11 protein-coding genes are annotated in these 14,045 nt (G+C 62.6%); 4 read left to right on the top strand and 7 right to left on the bottom strand.

From position 1 onward, the window contains the following. Positions 1 to 26: 26 nt before the first annotated feature. The 7 genes from VLY20_06865 to VLY20_06835 form a co-directional block, all read right to left on the bottom strand. Entirely contained in the window at positions 27 to 890 is an 864-nt protein-coding gene (locus tag VLY20_06865; protein HUK56361.1) for a pirin family protein, read from the bottom strand. 46 nt (positions 891 to 936) lie between these two features. Continuing rightward, entirely contained in the window at positions 937 to 2,004 is a 1,068-nt protein-coding gene (locus VLY20_06860; GenBank protein HUK56360.1) for a trypsin-like peptidase domain-containing protein, read from the bottom strand. Positions 2,005 to 2,042: 38 nt separating this feature from the next. Then, positions 2,043 to 2,648 (bottom strand): TetR/AcrR family transcriptional regulator, encoded by a 606-nt coding sequence (locus VLY20_06855; protein HUK56359.1) that lies wholly within the window; start codon positions 2,646 to 2,648, stop codon positions 2,043 to 2,045. 120 nt (positions 2,649 to 2,768) lie between these two features. Further along, entirely contained in the window at positions 2,769 to 3,935 is a 1,167-nt protein-coding gene (locus tag VLY20_06850) for an ABC transporter permease (GenBank protein HUK56358.1), read from the bottom strand. Positions 3,936 to 3,988: 53 nt separating this feature from the next. Then, positions 3,989 to 5,161, bottom strand: a complete 1,173-nt coding sequence (locus VLY20_06845) for an FtsX-like permease family protein (GenBank protein HUK56357.1) — start codon at positions 5,159 to 5,161, stop codon at positions 3,989 to 3,991. Positions 5,162 to 5,165: 4 nt separating this feature from the next. After that, positions 5,166 to 5,840, bottom strand: coding sequence for an ABC transporter ATP-binding protein (locus VLY20_06840; GenBank protein ID HUK56356.1), 675 nt, complete (start codon positions 5,838 to 5,840; stop codon positions 5,166 to 5,168). A 9-nt stretch (positions 5,841 to 5,849) separates the two neighbouring features. Then, positions 5,850 to 7,127, bottom strand: coding sequence for an efflux RND transporter periplasmic adaptor subunit (locus tag VLY20_06835; GenBank protein ID HUK56355.1), 1,278 nt, complete (start codon positions 7,125 to 7,127; stop codon positions 5,850 to 5,852). An 89-nt stretch (positions 7,128 to 7,216) separates the two neighbouring features. Here VLY20_06835 and VLY20_06830 point away from each other — a divergent pair, with 89 nt between their 5' ends. Genes VLY20_06830 through VLY20_06815 form a run of 4 tightly spaced genes read left to right on the top strand, consistent with a single transcriptional unit; the run spans position 7,217 to position 13,885 of the window. Next, positions 7,217 to 8,758, top strand: a complete 1,542-nt coding sequence (locus tag VLY20_06830; protein HUK56354.1) for an ATP-dependent DNA ligase — start codon at positions 7,217 to 7,219, stop codon at positions 8,756 to 8,758. A gap of 54 nt (positions 8,759 to 8,812) precedes the next feature. Continuing rightward, the gene (locus VLY20_06825) at positions 8,813 to 13,231 is read left to right on the top strand and encodes a DEAD/DEAH box helicase (GenBank protein ID HUK56353.1); all 4,419 of its coding nucleotides are present in this window, start codon (positions 8,813 to 8,815) and stop codon (positions 13,229 to 13,231) included. Positions 13,232 to 13,291: 60 nt separating this feature from the next. After that, the gene (locus VLY20_06820) at positions 13,292 to 13,573 is read left to right on the top strand and encodes a type II toxin-antitoxin system RelE/ParE family toxin (GenBank protein HUK56352.1); all 282 of its coding nucleotides are present in this window, start codon (positions 13,292 to 13,294) and stop codon (positions 13,571 to 13,573) included. A gap of 12 nt (positions 13,574 to 13,585) precedes the next feature. Further along, positions 13,586 to 13,885, top strand: coding sequence for a HigA family addiction module antitoxin (locus VLY20_06815; protein HUK56351.1), 300 nt, complete (start codon positions 13,586 to 13,588; stop codon positions 13,883 to 13,885). The last annotated feature ends 160 nt before the right edge of the window (positions 13,886 to 14,045 follow it).

Genomic DNA, 14,045 nt, shown 5'->3' with positions numbered 1-14,045 from the left:
GGCATTCTCCTTTTGGCTTTATCCGATCAAGTCGTGACGAACGTTCCCTCACGGAGTTCGCGAAGCGTTTGCTCGATCTCTTCTTTTGTGTTCATCACAAACGGGCCGTACCGCGCGATGGGCTCGTGCAGCGGTTTTCCCGAAACCAACAGAAACCGGACCGGGGTCTCGCCCGTGATCACCTTTACGTAATCGCCGTCGGCCAGGACGACCAGTCGCGGGTTGGAAATCGGGGTTCCATCCTGCTGATCCTCACCGGCGAATTTGGCCTCGCCTTCAAAAACGTAGGTAAATGCCGTGTGTCCCCGTGCGATCGGCTGACGGAACGAGGCATGAGCGGGAACGAAGACATCGATGTAAGTGGGATCCGCGGCGATACCGGTGACGGGTCCCTGGACCACGCCCACCGTGCCCGCAATGACCCGGAGCCTCGCCCCGCCTTCTTTTTCGATTTCAGGAATCTCGCCGGAACGGATGTCCTGGTAGCGCGGCGGGGTCATCTTGAGCTTCGCCGGCAGATTCACCCAGAGTTGGAATCCGGCGATTCCTTCGGGACGCACCTGCGGCATTTCCTCGTGCATGATGCCGCGGCCGGCCGTCATCCACTGAACGTCCCCGGCCCCGATGCTTCCGGAGTTTCCGAGGGTGTCCCGGTGCCGCACTTCCCCCCTCAGCACGTAGGTGACCGTTTCGATTCCTCGGTGAGGATGGAGGGGGAATCCGGCCTCATAATCACGGGCGTTGGCGGACGCAAAGTGATCGAGCAGCAGGAAGGGGTCGAGATAATCCAGCCTTCGCGTCGCAATGCTGCGTTTGAGCCGGACGCCCGCGCCCTCCATGACCGTTTCCGGCTCGATGATCGTTTCGATTTTTCGAGGCAACGATTTCATGACAACCTCCTTTCGCCGGTGAGGCGACACGGCCCATCCCGTCGCGTCACGGCTCCGTTTCGGTTTTGGATTCCTCCGGCACGATATCGAGCGTCATCCTGTCGGTGCGACGGAGGATCGTCAAGGGCGCCTTCACCCCGACCTGTTTTTCGGTCAGGACCTTGTGAAGGTCGTCGATCCCCCTGATCGGCCGCCCGTCGTAACCGATGATCAGGTCCCCCTCGGTCAGTCCGGCCCGGCGGGCGGGACTTTCCGGCTCGATTGAGACGACGAGCACGCCGCTCTCGACCGGCAGGTTGTGGAATCGCACGAGGCGTCGGTGCAGCGGCACGTTCTGGCCGGCCACGCCGATGTAGCCCCGGCGGACCCGGCCGTCCTTGATCAGACGGGCCGCGATGAACTTGGCCGTGTCGATTCCGATCGCAAAGCAAATCCCCTGCGCGCCCATGATCACGGCTGTGTTGACGCCGATCGCCTCGCCGCGGGAGTTTACGAGCGGCCCGCCCGAGTTGCCCGGGTTCAACGCGGCGTCCGTCTGGATCACGTCGTCGATCAGCCGTCCGGATCGGGAACGCAGGGAACGGCCGAGCGCGCTGACCACACCGGCCGTGACGGTTGTCTGAAAACCGTAGGGGTTGCCGATCGCGATCGCCAATTGGCCCGGCCGGATCGTTTTCGATTCGCCGAGCCGGGCGGGAGTCAGGTTGGGCGCCGTGATTCGGATCACGGCCAAGTCCGTTCCGGGATCGTCGCCCACCACGTCGGCTACAAAGCGCCGACCATCCGAGAGCGTCACTTCGATGTCGGCCGCCCGGTGCACCACGTGGCTGTTCGTCAGGATCAGGCCGTCCTTCGTAAAGATGAAACCCGATCCGGTACCCCGGGGCTCCCGCGGGCGGCGGGGATCAATCAATTGCCTGTCCCTCGGCGTTTGATGGACTTCAATATTGACGACCGAGGGACTGACCCTCTCGGCGGCGGCGATCACCGCCTGCGAATAGGCGTCCAGCAGAGGGTCATCCGAAACGGGCGACGATTCCTGCGGAAACCTTTCGGCGGTTTCGAGATTTCCGTTCGATTCGTTTTGTGATATCCATTCGAGTGCGGATTTCATCGGCGGTTCTCCTTCCCTTCATCGTATTCGTGCTCGATTCATTCTTGAAAAATCGTCTTCAGGTACCGTTTAAAATGGCGCAGATTCTTCCGGACGATTCTCATGTCCCGATGCGCCTTCCCCAGAATGAGCGAGCCCTCCAGGACGGCGATGAAATGCTCGGCCAGACTCCGGGTGTCCAGGGCGGCCCTCGGCCGATGCGTCATCTTGGCTTCATCCAAGGCCCGCTTGAGCGTCGCGGCCCACTCGTCGAAGCGCTCGGCGCACAACGCCCGGATTGCCGGGTGCGTATCCGAAAGCTCCTGGGCGAAGTTTCCCAACAGGCAGCCGTTCCGACCGGGCGGACTTTGGTACCGCCGGGCGGCGAAATCCAGATAATCGTAGACCCGTTCCAGGGGATCGCGCTTTCTTGCGAGGAGGGCGTCCCGTCCCATCCGCTGCCCGGAGGAGTCATCGCGGTTCAGAAGCGCTTTGCCCAGGTCCTCCTTGCTTTCAAAATAATGGAAGAAGCTCCCTTTCGTCAACCTCGCCGCCGCGCAGATCTCGTCGACCGTGGTCGCGGGATAGCCTTTGGCCAGCATCAGCCGTTGGGCCGCGTCGAGTAGTTTTTCGCGGGCGGGAGCCCGCGTCTGGGCCGTTTTCATCTCAAAGCCTGTTGTATACCTACCAGTTGGTATGCAAAGCAATGTATCAGACCGCGCGGTTATTTGTCAAGACCCGGTTTCTTGCGCATCCATCCGGCTCGTCTCTCCGGCCGGGCCCGACTACGCGGCCCGGAGCGACTGGAGAATGTTCTGCCGGGCGGCCCGGACGGCGGGGAGGAAGCCGCCCAAGAACCCCACGACGAGGGCGAAGGCGATCGACTCCAGCGCGATCGCGGGGGAAAGGGCGAAGCGGAAGGCCAGCTCGGAGAAGGTGGCGAAGTTTGTGGTCGAGACGGTCATGTTTTGAAGCAACGAGGCGAGCACGAGCCCCGCGCCGCCGCCGATGAGAGAAAGAAAGAGCGATTCGACCAGAAAGGCCAGCAGGATGCTGCCGCGTGGAAATCCCAGCGCCCGAAGCGTCCCGATCTCGGTCGTGCGATTCGCCACGGCGGCGTACATGGTGATCATGGCCCCGATCATCGCCCCGATGCTGAAAATGACCGTGACGAAGAGGCCCAGTACCCGAATGAAGCCGGTCATCATCGCCGACTGGTCGGCATAGAACGCCTTTTCCCGTTTCACCTCCAGATTGAACCGCGGATCTCCCTCCAGCCGTTGCTTCAGCGCGTCGAACCCGGACGGGTCCGAAAGCCGGACGGTTACGGAGGAGAAGACCGGCCGTCGGAATGCCTGGAGCAGTTGTTCGGAGTCCAGCCAAATCTCGGACTCGAAGCCGGACCCCTCCGCCTCGAAGAGACCGACGACCGTCCAGTCCCGCATCGCAAACCGGATCGTCCGGCCCAGACCCATTCCCTCGAATCGCCGCTCGGCCGCCGCGCCGACGATTACCTCCGACAGTCCCGGACGGAAGAGGCGTCCGGCCACCAGCTTCACTTGCGGCCGCATCGCAAACGATTCGGGAGCGATACCCCGGGTCTGGACATGGGCCTCTTGACCCGTTCCGCGCTTCGGCCTGCCGATCAAAACCACCGCCTCCGAGGCGGCCAATGGTTTTCCCCGAGGGTCCGTCGCAATCTCGGGCTGGGATCGAATGATGTTCGCCGCGGCGCGGTCGATGAGGCTCATCATCTCGGACTGGGATCCCCGTCGGATCACGATCGCGTTGTCATCGGCGCCGGTCGCCACCAGCGTCTTCTCGAGACCGTAGGCCAGCATCAGGACGGCCGCGAACACAAAGATCACCATCGCGATCCCGGCCGCCGTGAGGACGGTGGTCAAGCGACGGGCCCAGAGGTTTCGAAGGCTGTAGGCTAAAGGAATGGCGATCATGGTGATCTTCCGTAGGCGCGGTCGGCCGTGCGTTCCTCGATGGGCCTATTTTACCCCACCCTTCTCAACCCTTCCACGATTCTCAACGTCGCCGCCCGCCAGGCCGGAAAGATCGCGGCGGCCAGGCCGACGCCGAGGGCCATCAGGAGGCTGACCGCCCGCGTGACCGGGCTGACCCCGACAATCGGAAACATCGCGCCCACCGTGAGGGTCATCACAACACCGAACCCGTCGACGATCGGGCCGATCAGCAGAATCCCGGCCGCCCCGCCGATCAGCGCGATCAGCAGGGACTCTCCCGCGATCAGCAGGACGAGGTGGCGCGCTCCGAAACCGAGCGTCTTGAGCACGGCGTATTCCGAGAGGCGTTCGCGGGCCGTCATCGCCATCGTGTTGGAGAGCACCGCCAGGATCACGCCGATGATCACGAACGAAATGATTCGAAGCGCGACCAGGATCGCGTCGCTCATCGAGATGAAGCCTTGCACGAAGGACTGTTCCGTCTCGGTGCGGGTCTCGGCCAGGGAATTTTTAAACCGTCGATCGATGGCCTCGCTGATGGAAGCCGAACGGTTCGGGTCGGCGATCTTCACGACGTACCAGCCGACGTTGCCCGCGCGCCAGGGTTCGAGCCGCCGAATCTGCTCGTCCAGGTACCGCCACTGGAAAAAAAAGAAGGTCTCATCGGTCGATTTTTGGGCCCCGGTATAGATTCCACGGATCACGAAGTCCCAGTCCCCGGAGAAGATCATGCTCCGCATCCGGACGACGTCCCCGATCTTCCAGCCGAAGCGCCGTGCGAGTTGAACGCCCACGACGGCGGCGTTCCGCTCCCGTAGGAAGGCGGCCTTCTCGCTCTCCGAAATCCGGTTCTCCGGAGCCACGTCGAACCAAGTGGCCGCGTCCACCGCGATCTGCGGGAATTGGGAATGTTTTTCGTCAATGTAGATTCCTCCGAACCACTGGGCGTAGGAAACCACGGACACGCCCGGAACCGCCACGATCGCGTTCCGGTAGGCGATCGGAAGGGGGAAGATCAGCGAGATGGCGTTCCGGGCGATCAAGCGGTTCGGGGAGGAGGCCTCGATGCCGGAATACCACATCGCGATCACGGTCCGTATCATGCCGAAGGCCAGGATCGCGATCGCGATCCCGAGGACGGTCAGAATCGTCCGGAGCTTGTGGCGGAACAGGTTCTTGAGGATCAAATGAATGAGTTGCATGGCGTCAAATCAAGACCCCCTTGTCCAAATTCCTCACGGTCCGGGCCTTCTCCGCCGCGCGCGGATCGTGTGTCACCATCACGATCGTTTTGGAGAAATCCGTGTTCAGCCGTCCCAGAAGGTCCATGACCTCTTGCGCCGAGGTCTTGTCCAGATCTCCCGTCGGCTCGTCCGCCACCAGAAGCGTGGGGTCGGTCACGATGGCGCGCGCGATCGCCACGCGCTGCTCCTGTCCGCCGGAAAGCTGACGGGGGGAGTGCCGCATCCGGTCCGAAAGCCCGACGACGCTTAAGGCCAGCTCGGCGTGCTCCCGGCGCTCCCGCCTGGAGAGCGGCGTCAGCAACAACGGCAGTTCCACATTTTCGAGGGCCGTGAGCACCGGAATAAGATTGTATAACTGAAAAACGAATCCGATATGGCGGGATCGCCACCGGGCCAGTTCGGATTCCCCCAGCGAGCCGATTTCGGTTCCGGCCACACGGATCATCCCGCGGTCGGGCCGGTCGATTCCGGCGATCAGATTCAGAAGCGTGGTTTTCCCTGAACCGGAAGGACCCATCAGCGCCAGAAATTCGCCTTCGGGGACGGTCAGGGATATGTTCTGAAGGACGGGGATTTCGAGGCGCTCCCGCCGGTAGGACTTATAAACCTGCGTCAGCTCGATCAGGGGTTCGGACACGGACGATCCTTACGGGGTTTTGATCCGTATTCGATCCCCGCCGTGAAGTCCTTCGGGCGGATTCAGGACGACGCGATCGCCGGGCTGGAGGCCGCTTTGAATCTCGACCAGATTCCCCACCGCGCCCCCCGCTTCGACCGGTTTCTCCTCCGCGCGGTCGCCCCGGACAGCAAAGACGATGCGCCGTTCGCCCCGTGCGACGACCGCCGACGGGGGGACCGCGATGACGGGCCTCTGATTCGCCACCGACGCGGGTCCGGAGAGAAAGGCCACCCGTGCGCTCATCTCGGGCAGGACGCGGTCGTCCCTGTTTAAGAACCGGACTTTGGTCAGGACCGTCGCCTTGGCGCGGTCTACGGTGGGCACGACGGCCTCGACGATCCCGTCGTATTTCGTTTCCGGGTAGGCGTCGAGGGTGATCTCGCAGCGTTGGCCCACGCGGATCTTTTCGATGGTCGATTCCGAAACGTCCGCCTCGACCTCCAAGGAATCCATATCGGCCATCGTGACGACGGCCGCCTTGGCCGATACGGCCGAGCCAAACGGGGCGACCACCTCGCCCACGTCCGCGTTTTTGGTCAGGACCGTTCCGTCGAACGGCGCGCGGATGATCGTGTTCTCGAGATCCACCTCGGCCGACCGTACCGCGGCCCCGGCCGCCTTCACCCCGGCTTCGCCCGAAGCGACGACGGCCAGCGCGCGGCGATACCGGGCCTCGGCCGACTCGAAATCGGCCTGCGGGATCATCCCGGACGCGATGAGGCTTTTTTTCCGTTCGTAGGAAAGCGTTGCATCGGTCAGCTCGGCCCTGGCTTCGTCCAGCACCGACTCGGCCACATTCCGGTTGGCCTGTGCCCGGGCGAGCACCGCGGACATGTCGGCGCTCTCCAAACGGCCGATCACGGCTCCTTTTTTGATCCGGTCGCCCTCCCGCACATTCAATTCCACCAGACGGCCGGTTCCTTTGGAGGCGACGGCCGCCCGCCGCTGCGCGACGGCATAGCCGGTGGCGATCAAAACCACGGTAGGCTGATCCGGATTCACCGTCGAAACGATCGCCACCTCGACCGCGGCCGGCGGGGCGACGAGTAAACGGGAGGCGAAGACGGATACGATGATCAGGGCGACCGCAACCGCGATCCATCCGGCCTTCCCGGGCCCCCTCCGGGGAACGGGCCGACGTCCGTCATCGTGATGGGTGATCTTCAACTGGGAAAGATCCGTGAGCTGGGTTTCCATCGCTTCTCGCTTCGAATAAGACAATACGGAATCTTTATCATAAGGCATTGAACCGCCTTGTGGCAAATCATTGCGGAAGCATAGCCGTATTTGTCCAAACGATTGTAAAAGATCCGACACCGATTTATAGTAGTGCCATGGAATTGGCTCAATTAGTTGAACGGATCGCCCGCGTTCAATCCGTTTCCGGAAAGAATGAGAAGATCGCGCTTCTGGCCGACTTCCTCAAGCGGACGCACGGCGCGGAAACGGAGTTGGCGGCTCTTTACCTCTGCGGCCGTCTCCCCCGGGGGAAAATCGGCGTCGGATGGAAATTGATCGAGTCGGCGATGGTCGAAACGTCCCCGACGGGCGCCTCGCTGACGCTGGCGGATATCGATCAGGTCTTGAGCCGGATCGCCTCCGATCAGGGCCCCGGCTCGAATGAACGGAAGAGCGCGACGCTGCGGTCGCTTTTCGAGCGGGCTCATGTCGAGGAGCGGCGGTTCCTGTCGCGTCTGTTAATCGGCGAGCTCCGACAGGGGGCCTTGGAAGGCCTTCTGCTGGAAGCGATCGCCAAGGCCTCCGGCCTTTCCTCATCCGACGTCCGGCAGGCCATGATGTTTTCAAACGACATCGGCACGATCGCCCGCGTCGCGTTGGAAGAGGGTTCATTCGGACTGTCCCGCATCGCCTTCCGGATTTTCTCTCCGGTGGCCCCGATGCTGGCCAACACGGCCGAGGACGTCGGAGCGGCGCTGGAACGGCTTTGCGAGGCCGCCTTCGAGTTCAAGCTGGACGGCGCGCGAATCCAGGTCCATAAAAAGGGGGAGGAAGTCCGGATCTTTACCCGGCAACTCCAAGACGTCACGGAACGGCTGCCCGAAGTGGTCGAATGGACCCGAGCGTTGCCGGTCGGCGGGATCGTTCTGGAGGGGGAGGCGATCGCGCTCCGGCCGGACGGGCGGCCACAGCCGTTCCAGATTACAATGCGGCGGTTCGGACGGATCAAAGACGTCGCGTCCATCCGACGGGAGCTTCCTCTAACCTCTTTTTTCTTTGACTGTCTCTATCGCGAGGGCGACGGGCCGCTGGTTTCCGTGCCCTACCGTCGGCGTTTTGAAATCCTGTCCGGGACGATCCCCGACGGGACGGTCATGCCGAGGGTCGTAACGAAGGACCGCGCGGCGGCGGAGCGATTTTTAAAGCGCGCGTTGGAGGCCGGACATGAGGGCGTGATGGCCAAGTCGCTGGACGCAGCGTACACCGCCGGTCAGCGGGGGTTTTATTGGCTGAAACTCAAACCCGTGAAGACGCTGGATCTGGTGGTTCTCGCGGCGGAGTGGGGCAGCGGCCGACGATCCGGCCGGCTTTCCAATCTTCATCTGGGCGCGCGGGATCCCGAAAGCGGGCGGTTCGTCATGCTGGGAAAGACCTTCAAGGGTCTCACCGACGAAATGCTGAAGTGGCAGACCGAAAAGCTTCTGGCATTGGAGATCGGCCGCGACGACTGGACGGTCCATGTCCGCCCGGAGCTGGTGGTCGAGATCGCCTTCAGCGACGTCCAGGAATCGCCGCGCTATCCCGCCGGCCTGGCGCTTCGGTTTGCGCGGGTGAAACGTTTCCGTCCGGACAAATCGGCCGCCGAGGCCGACACGATCCGGACCGTCGCCGAGATTTTCAAGAAGCAACGGGCGTAAACTTCTCCCGATTCCGGTTGCGGGACCGCCATCGCTCTGGGTTATAATCACTCTATGTCTCACCCCTCTTTTCATCCCCTCATTACGAAATGGTTCGCGCAGCGCTTTGCGGCCCCGACCGACGCACAGCGTCTCGGCTGGCCGTCGATCGCGGAAGGCCGCGATACGCTGATCGCCGCGCCCACCGGATCGGGAAAGACGCTGGCCGCGTTTCTCGCAGGCCTCGACCGGCTGGTCCGCGACGGGACCGCGGGAAGGTTGACCGATCAAACCCGCGTCGTGTATGTCTCGCCGCTCAAAGCCCTCAGCAACGATGTTCAGCGGAACTTGCAACGGCCGCTTTCCGAGATCCGGGCGCTGGCGCATCACGAGGGCCTGTCCTTTCCCGAGATCCGGGTTCTCGTCCGGACGGGCGACACACCCGCTTCGGAGCGGCAGGCGATGACCCGCCGACCGCCGCACATTCTCGTCACGACGCCCGAATCGCTCTATCTTCTGCTCACAGCCGAGAAAAGTCGGAAGATGCTCCGCACGGTTGAGACCGTGATCGTTGACGAAATCCATGCCGTCGCGCGAGACAAGCGGGGATCGCATCTGGCCCTGTCCATCGAGCGGTTGGAGCATCTCTGCGAGCGGCGGCCGGTCCGGATCGGACTTTCGGCCACGCAGCGGCCGATCGAGGAGATGGCCCGCTTGTTGGTTGGGACGAAACATATGGATGAAAAGGGTCAGCCGCACTGCTCGATCGTGGACGTCGGGCATCTGCGCGAGCTGGACCTTGCGATCGAGACGCCGAAGACGCCGCTGTCGGCCGTCTGCTCGAACGAGCAATGGAAGGAAGTTTATGAGCGTGTGGCCGAGCTGATCGAGCAACATCGCAGCACGCTGATCTTTGTGAACACGCGGCGTCTGTCCGAACGGGTGACGCATCAGCTTTCCGAGCTTCTCGGAGAGGACGCGGTCGCCTCGCATCACGGGAGCCTTTCGAAAAAAATCCGGCTTGCGGCCGAGGAACGGCTGAAGGCCGGCGAGCTGAAGGCCGTCGTGGCAACGGCTTCGCTCGAGCTCGGGATCGACATCGGCTTCATCGATCTTGTGATCCAGATCGGGAGCCCCCGCGCGATCGCGACCTTTCTTCAGCGGATCGGCCGGTCGGGCCACGCGCTGGGGATGGTCCCGAAGGGCCGGCTGTTCGCGCTGACGCGGGACGAGCTTTTGGAGTCGGCGGCGTTGATCCGTGCCGTGCGGGCCAAGCGATTAGACCGGATCGAGATTCCTAAAGCGCCGCTGGACATCCTGGCCCAGCAGATCGTGGCGGCCGCCGCAGGCGAGGACTGGAGCGAGAATGAATTGTTCGACCTCGTCCGCGGGGCTTATCCCTACCGTGAGCTGGCTCGAAGCGATTTCGACGCCGTGATCGGGATGCTGGCCGAGGGATTCGCTTCCCGGGTCGGACGCGCGGGGGCCTATCTCTTTCGCGACGGGGTTCATCACCGGATCAAGGCCCGGCGCGGCGCGCGTCTTACGGCGCTCACCTCCGGCGGCGCGATTCCGGAGCGGGCCGACTACAAAGTCGTCGCCGAGCCGGAACGGGTCACGGTCGGCTCCGTGGATGAGGATTTCGCGGTCGAGAGCATGAGCGGGGATGTCTTTCTTCTCGGCAACACCTCTTGGCGGATCCGGCACGTTCGGGCCGGCGAGGTGGTCGTGGCCGACGCGCGCGGTGCCGCGCCGACGATTCCGTTCTGGCGGGGCGAGGCCCCGTCCCGCACGGTCGAGCTTTCCCAGGAAGTCTCGGCGCTCCGCGAGGAGATCGAAAACCGGTTGACCGATCCGGGAGGAGCGTTGGGCTCTGCCCACGCGACGACGGGGGAGCGGGGGGCATGTGAGGACCCGGTTTCTTCTTCGCCGCAGCGGCCCCCCGATAAAATAAGCGCCGTCCCATGGCTTGCGACCGAATGCGCAATGAGCGAAACAAACGCGAGGGAGGCGGTGGAGTATCTGGCGGCCCAGAAGGCCGCGGTCGGCATGATCCCGACACAACGCCATCTGTTGATCGAGCGGTTCTTCGACGAATCGGGCGGCATGGAACTCGTGATCCATTCGCCCTACGGAGGTCGGATCAACCGCGCGCTGGGCCTGGCGCTTCGCAAACGGTTTTGCCGGCGCTTCGATTTCGAGCTGCAGGCCAGCGCGGACGACAACGGCGTCGTGCTCTCGCTCGGGCCGCAACAGAGCTTCCCGCTCGATGAAATTCCCCGGATGGTCCCGGCCGGGCAGACCGGGCCTCTGCTCGCGCAGGCCGTGCTGCCGACGCCGTTTTTTACGGTCCGGTGGCGATGGAATGCGACGCGCGCTCTCGCGGTGCTCCGGCATCGCGGCGGCAAGAAGGTCCCTCCTCCGTTGCAGCGGTTTCGCGCGGATGATCTGCTCACGGCCGTCTTCCCGGCGATCACGGCTTGTCCCGAAAACAACATGAACGGTCCGGACATCCCGATTCCGGATCACCCGCTTGTCCGTCAGACGATGGACGACGCGCTTCATGAGGCGATGGATCTGGACGGGCTGGTCCGGCTCCTGACCGAGATCCAGACCGGAGCGATCCGCGTGACGGCGATGGACGTGCGCGAGCCGACGCCGTTTTCGTATTCGCTTTTGAACGCGCAACCCTACGCCTTCCTGGACGACGCGCCTCTGGAGGAGCGGCGGGCCCGGTCCGTGGCGACGCGGCGGACGCTCTCGATCGAGTCGGTCCGCGATCTGGGAAGGCTCGATCCCGATGCGATCGAAAAGGTTCGGAAGGAGGCCTGGCCGCTGGCGCGAGACGCGGACGAGCTCCATGACGCCTTGCTGACGATCGGGCTTCTTCCGGAGGAGGAGGGAAGGCCGTGGGAGCGATGGTTCTCCGAGCTGGCCGGCTCCGGCCGGGCGACGCGCGCGGTGGATGCGGACGGAAAAGCATTTTGGGTCGCAACGGAACGCTGGCCGATGGTTTCGGCCTCGCGTCCGGGCTTCACGTCGAATCCGAGTATTACGGTTCCGGCCGGAATCCGAGTGGACTGGACCGCGCCAGAGGCCTGGGTTCAGGCGGTTCGTGGACGGATGGAGGTGGTCGGGCCGACGACAGTCGAAGCCTTGTCTCGTGCGCTCGGACTTCCGGAGCCTGTCATCGAATCATCGCTTGGAGCGCTTGAGGCCGAGGGCTATGTCTTAAGGGGTCACTTTGACCCTGATACGGCAACTATACCTATACAATGGTGCGCCCGGCGGCTCCTGGCCCGTATTCACCGCTTGACGCTCGACAGCCTGCGTCGTCGGATGGAGCCGGTTACGACGGACGAGTTGGTCCGGTTTCTGCTCGGCTGGAGTCACCTGGCTCCGGGAAAGGGGGCCTACGGGCGCGACGGTCTTCACGCCGTCATTGAAAAGCTTCAGGGCTTCGAGATCCCGGCCGTTTTGTGGGAGCAGGCGATCCTTCCATCCCGCGTCGCGGAGTATGACCCGAGATGGCTGGACGATCTTTGTCTATCGGGAGAGGCGGTCTGGGGAAGGGTGCGCACCGGCGCATCGCGCGACGCGACCAAGATCCTTTCCATTACGATCATGCTTCGCGAGGATATGGACGGTCTGAGGTCGAATCAAGATGGGCCGGATGCTTTGGGATCGGACGCGAAGCAGGTCCTTTCGACGCTGCAGGCCCGCGGCGCGCTCTTCTTCAACGAAATTGTTTCGTCCGCGCGGCTTCTCCCGACACAGGTTCAAGAGGCCCTCTGGGAGCTGGTCGCGGCAGGGCGGGTGAGCGGGGACGGCTTCGGTGCGATCCGTTCGTTGACCTCGCCGATGCGGGTTAGGGCACAACGGCTTAAGCGTCATATAATTCGAAGTGGGATAAAGACATTCGGAATTAGCCAGCAAATGGGTCGATGGTGGGAATTAAGACTAATAGAATCACATAAAACGAGCGTAAGTGTGGATGATATCGAGAAATCGTTTCCAGAACAATGGGCCTGGCAGTTGTTGACGCGTTACGGCGTCTTTTTCCGCGATCTTCTCGCTCGCGAGGATGCCGCGCCGTCCTGGCAGGAGCTTCTGCCGGTCTATCGCCGCATGGAAGCGCGCGGCGAGATCCGCGGCGGACGCTTCATCACGGGCGTCGGCGGCGAGCAGTTCGCGCTGCCGGAGGTGGTCGACCTGTTGCGACAGGAACGACGGGACAATTATGCAGGGCCGATTCATGAATCGCCCGTCATCGTCTCGGCCGCCGACCCGATGAACCTCGTCGGCATCCTCACGCCGGATCCCAAAGTTCCCGCCATCGCCTCCAACGCCGTCGCGTATCTCGGCGGCCGTTGCATCGGCCATCGCGTCGCGGGAGAGGTCTGGGTGGACCCGAAGCTCGATCCGGAGATCGCAAGAAAGGTGAAGCAACAGTTGACGATGGGCAAAAGCCGCCCTACATTATCCTTCCTTTAATACAACGTCTGCCTAATGATAACGCTTGACGTTAATGTTGTTATGCGTTATTATTGGTCTGTGATTAAATCCTTTGCTTCCAAAGAGACGGAGAAGATATTTAATCGCGAGTTTTCCAGAAAGCTTCCGCCGGCAATTCAGCGGATCGCAATGCGGAAGCTATGGATGCTGCATGCGGCGAAGGATCTGCGGGAATTAACGATCCCGCCTTCGAATCAATTGGAGGCGTTGGGCGGAGATCGGAAGGGCCAGCACAGCATCCGCATTAATCAGCAATGGCGTGTCTGTTTCAAATGGGTCAAAGGGGCCGCCGAAGGAGTGGAGATCGTTGATTATCATTAGGAGGGGTTCGTAATGAAGACTCGAAAGATCTCGCCGATTCATCCCGGTGAAGTCCTGCATGAAGAATTTCTGAAGCCGATGGGGATCAGCCAGTACCGATTGGCGAAAGACATCAGTGTTCCAGCGCGCCGGATCAACGAGATCGTTCACGGCAAGCGGGCGATCACGGCGGATACGGCCCTGCGTCTGGGGCGGTATTTCAAGATGTCCCCGGAATTCTGGCTGAACCTGCAGGCGATGTATGACCTCGAAATCGAAAAAGATCGGCTCGCGGGCAAACTGGTCCAGAAGGTTCGGATCTACGCGGCCTGAGCCCCTTTTTGCTAAACTATCCGCGCCCTCCAATCCGGCCGGGCGCATTTCGATCCGGCGTATTCGTCCGAGGGATGACGATCGGTTGACTCGGCAGGGGAAGAGGAGTATACGGAGAAAGACAAACCCCCGAAGCCTCCCGCGAACTCGCGGCGGCGCG

The sequence above is a fragment of the Nitrospiria bacterium genome (assembly GCA_035517655.1).
Classification (GTDB): Bacteria; Nitrospirota; Nitrospiria; order JACQBZ01; family JACQBZ01; genus JACQBZ01.
The sequence above is the reverse complement of the archived record's forward strand: the minus strand, read 5'-3'. Positions and strand labels throughout refer to the sequence as shown.

Coding starts and splice junctions, on each gene's coding strand:
- VLY20_06865 (HUK56361.1), bottom strand. CDS start 890: ATGAAATCGTTGCCTCGAAAAATCGAAACGATCATCGAGCCGGAAACG.
- VLY20_06860 (HUK56360.1), bottom strand. CDS start 2,004: ATGAAATCCGCACTCGAATGGATATCACAAAACGAATCGAACGGAAAT.
- VLY20_06855 (HUK56359.1), bottom strand. CDS start 2,648: ATGAAAACGGCCCAGACGCGGGCTCCCGCCCGCGAAAAACTACTCGAC.
- VLY20_06845 (HUK56357.1), bottom strand. CDS start 5,161: ATGCAACTCATTCATTTGATCCTCAAGAACCTGTTCCGCCACAAGCTC.
- VLY20_06835 (HUK56355.1), bottom strand. CDS start 7,127: ATGCCTTATGATAAAGATTCCGTATTGTCTTATTCGAAGCGAGAAGCG.
- VLY20_06830 (HUK56354.1), top strand. CDS start 7,217: ATGGAATTGGCTCAATTAGTTGAACGGATCGCCCGCGTTCAATCCGTT.
- VLY20_06825 (HUK56353.1), top strand. CDS start 8,813: ATGTCTCACCCCTCTTTTCATCCCCTCATTACGAAATGGTTCGCGCAG.
- VLY20_06815 (HUK56351.1), top strand. CDS start 13,586: ATGAAGACTCGAAAGATCTCGCCGATTCATCCCGGTGAAGTCCTGCAT.